Here is a 3,490-nt window from a genome sequence, read left to right on the forward strand (position 1 = left end):
GCTCTTCGTGACGATCGCGCCATCGGCGCTTGGCAATCCGAACGACCGCGCCAGCGTGGCGTCGAGCTCCTGCAGCGCCACGCCAAGCCGTCCGCGCGTGACCTTGCCGTTGCGCAGCAGTTGATCCTTGACGTCGAGCGCGATGTCGATCGGAATCGCGAAGGCCAAGCCCTGATAACCGCCCGTCTTCGAGTAGATCATCGAATTGATGGCGATCACGCGCCCGTCGAGATCGAACAGCGGGCCGCCCGAGTTACCGGGATTGATCGGCACGTCGGTCTGGATGAACGGCACGTAGCTCTCGCCGGGCAGCGAGCGCGACTTGGCGCTCACGATGCCCTGCGTGACGGTATTCGAAAAACCATAAGGAGAACCGATCGCCATGACCCAGTCGCCCACGTCCACGGCAACGGGGTCGCCGGTCGCGACGCTCGGCAGGCCGTGCGCGTCGATGCGGATCACGGCGACATCGGACAGCGGATCGCTGCCCACCACGCGGCCCTTGAACTGGCGTTTGTCCGTCAGCTTGACGTCGACCGTCGCGGCATCGCCCACCACATGGCGGTTGGTCAGAATGATGCCGTTCGGATCGACGATGAAGCCGGAGCCCAGGCTCACCTCCTCGCGGTTGCCGATCACCCGGCGCGCGAAGAACGGCGCAAGCGGGCTGTCGGGCGCGATGCCGGCCGGCAACTGAATGCCGACCTGCGTCACCTCGCGCGTCACGCTGATATTGACCACGGCAGGCCCGTTGCGGCGCACCAGCGCGGCGAAATTGGGCAGCGCGGCCGGCGCGGCGGCGCGAGCGGCGCCATTGACGGCGCCGTTGGCCGCGGCGGCCGACGAACCCGGCGCGACGGCCGATACCGCGCCGATCGACACGGCCAGCAGCGTCGCCGCGATGCGATGCGCCCCGATCCGGCGCGCCTGTCGCGCCGCCATGTTCGAGATCCGCATCCGTTCAGTTGCCATGGCCGGCGAACAGAATCAGCGCGCGCAGTTCCTCGACCGAAAAACGCCCGTCGAGCGTGACGGCGCCGCGCCGCCAGTCCGGCCGGTCGTGCGCTTCGTTCCACTCGATCCAGCCGCTCGCGGCCTTCAAGGTGCGGCGCGCCGTGCCATGCTCGGGTTCCGCGCGGCAAGGCTGGCGTGTGGGGGCTTGATTGATGTCCGGCTTCATGTCCTGACTCCCGCTTCTGAAAGTGATACCGATATTCGCCGCACCGGGCGTGGCGTGCCGGCTCAACGCGGCGGCACGGCGACCGGCGCCGCGGGACGCTGCGGTATGGCGGATTTCCCCCAGTTCGCCCCGAAGCGGTTGCGCTCCGCCGACAGGTTGAACGTGCCCACCCGATTCGAAGCCTGCGTCGCCAGTTGCGCCGACATCGGCGCCGATGCCCCCGCCGCGGGCACCGTGGCCGCCTGCAGCTTCCGGCTCAAACAGTCGTACGACGGCGTCCGGATGCCGTTCACCTCGATATCGATACAAACCTTGTGCCGCACGGCCCCGTCGGCCGAATCCGGCTCGGCCGTCTCGGCACGCGCGCCGCTCGCGTACAGCGAGGCGCACGCCACCCCGAGCATCAGCCACCGGCATCCTGTCGCACGGCGCATCTCAGGCCGCTCCGTCGCGCAATGCGATGAAACGCGCGAACGCCGCGCGCTCGTGATCGCTGACGCTGGGCGGCGCCGCCACCATGTCGCGCCAGGCCTCGCGCACGCCTTCGACGCGATGCCAGCCGCTGACCTGAGCGCCGGTCGGAAGCGGCGTGAGCGCCGGTTCGCGGTAGCGCACCAGGAACAGGCGCGGCGCGACATCCGGCGCACGCCATAGATCGGCGGCGTCGCGGATCGACGCGTCGAACCAGAAGCGGCACCAGCGCACGTCCGGGTCGCCCGGGCTCGCCTGCGCGGCGTCGCCGCGCCCCGCCGCGTGCAGCCCGGCATGGGCAATCATCGCGCCGCCGCGAGGCGTGCGCATGAACCCCGAGGTCACGAGCAGCACCGCGGCGATATCCTCCTCGCGCAGCGCCGGATACGCCCACAGGCCGTCCACGTCGGCCAGCGCCACGAGGGTGGCGAAGCGCGAGAACGAGAGGCCCGGCCAAATCCGCCGCGCCAATGTGTAATGCCATTCCCAGCGTTCGAGAAAGCGTGCGCGGTGGCGGCCGGCCAGCTCGGCATCGCCGGTGCCGCGCACGATCAGGTCGTCGGGCTGGTAACGGCGCGTGGTCAGCACGCAGCGCGCGGAATTGCGCGTGCTGCGATGCCGCGCACGCCCCGGCTCGCCCGGCACCGGCTCGAGCGCGCCGGCGCACAGCGGGCAGCGCGGCGGCAGCGCGTCGGCCGGCCCCGGCCACGGATTTATGCGGCTGGCGCGCGGGCGCGGGCGCTCGGCCGCCGAACCGTCGCGCAAGCCGGCATGGGACGCGGTACGGGGCTGCGTCATGACGATCGCCGTGTGGCCGTTACTGCGCCGACGCGAGCGCCTTGCGCAGCGCGTCCTCGTCGATGTTGGCGCCGCCGGCGATCTTCGCCAGGTGCGCCTGCGCGCTTTGCTGCGCCTTCTGCGTGCGCAACGCGGCGCGGATCTGCTCCTTGACGTCGGCGAGCGGGCGCTGGCTTTCCGGGCGAACCTCGATCAGCTTGACGATATGAAACCCGGTGGCCGTCTGGATCGGCGCGGAGACCTGGCCCGGCTTCAACGCCGCGGCGGCCTTGCGCACTTCCGGCAGGATCATCGGTTCCGGCACGAAGCCCATGTCGCCGCCGTTCGCCGCGCTGGCCTTGTCCTGCGAGCTGGCCTTGGCGAGCGCCGCGAAATCGCCGCTGCGCGCACGGCCGGCCAGATCGGCGGCCTGCTTGCGGGCGGCGTCGATGGCGGCGGCGTCCGCGTTCGGCGCGACGGCGATGTAGATCTGCGCGACGTGCAGTGCGCGCGGTGCGAGAAACGACGCGTGATTCTTGTCGTACACCGCCTGAATCTCGGCGTCGCTCGGATAATCGGCGGCCGGCGTGCTGATCGACGACAGATAGCTGCGCGCGATCACTTCGACACGCGCCTGCTCGACGGCGGCCTCCACCTGCGCCTGCTTGTCCCAGCCCTTGGCCTTGGCCTCGGCCAGCACGGCCTTCTGGGCCAGCGTGGCGCGCACGAGCTGATCCATGGCGGCCGGATCCGCCGCCAGCCGCGTGCGGCCTTCGGGGCCGACGGCCTTCAGCAGCGACGCGATGTCGGTCTGCGTCACGGTGGTCTTGTCCGCGCGGGCGATCACGTCGTCCTGTGCGTAAGCGGCCAGCGGGATGCTCGTGCCGAGCGCGATCAAACAGATTGCCAACGTCTTCATGCTTGCTCCTGCCTGCGTATGCATTCGATTACCTGTGATGGATGCCGCCTGCACTCGGCGATGCGGCGTTTCGGTGTCCTGCCTTACTGCCCGGCGCCCGCGAATCCGAGCCGCACCAGCACCGGCTGCGGCATGCCGCGCGG

Annotated in this window: 5 protein-coding genes; all 5 read right to left on the minus strand. The window is 70.4% G+C overall.

Annotated elements, in window-relative coordinates:
- The coding region (locus G3N92_RS31790; protein WP_206131502.1) for a trypsin-like peptidase domain-containing protein at positions 1-942 on the minus strand (942 nt) is incomplete at its 3' end.
- Between the two features lie 19 nt (positions 943-961).
- Positions 962-1,180 (minus strand): hypothetical protein, encoded by a 219-nt coding sequence (locus G3N92_RS31795; protein ID WP_206131506.1) that lies wholly within the window; start codon positions 1,178-1,180, stop codon positions 962-964.
- A gap of 62 nt (positions 1,181-1,242) precedes the next feature.
- Complete coding sequence (locus G3N92_RS31800) at positions 1,243-1,614, minus strand: hypothetical protein (RefSeq protein WP_241015149.1); 372 nt, start codon at positions 1,612-1,614, stop codon at positions 1,243-1,245.
- A 1-nt stretch (position 1,615) separates the two neighbouring features.
- Positions 1,616-2,449 (minus strand): hypothetical protein, encoded by an 834-nt coding sequence (locus tag G3N92_RS31805; protein WP_206131503.1) that lies wholly within the window; start codon positions 2,447-2,449, stop codon positions 1,616-1,618.
- A 19-nt stretch (positions 2,450-2,468) separates the two neighbouring features.
- Positions 2,469-3,347 carry a peptidyl-prolyl cis-trans isomerase gene (locus G3N92_RS31810; protein WP_206131504.1) on the minus strand — a complete coding sequence of 293 codons (879 nt, stop codon included), beginning with the start codon at positions 3,345-3,347 and terminating at the stop codon, positions 2,469-2,471.
- Positions 3,348-3,490: the final 143 nt, after the last annotated feature.

The sequence above is a fragment of the Burkholderia sp. Ac-20379 genome, from assembly GCF_017104645.1.
Classification (GTDB): Bacteria; Pseudomonadota; Gammaproteobacteria; order Burkholderiales; family Burkholderiaceae; genus Burkholderia.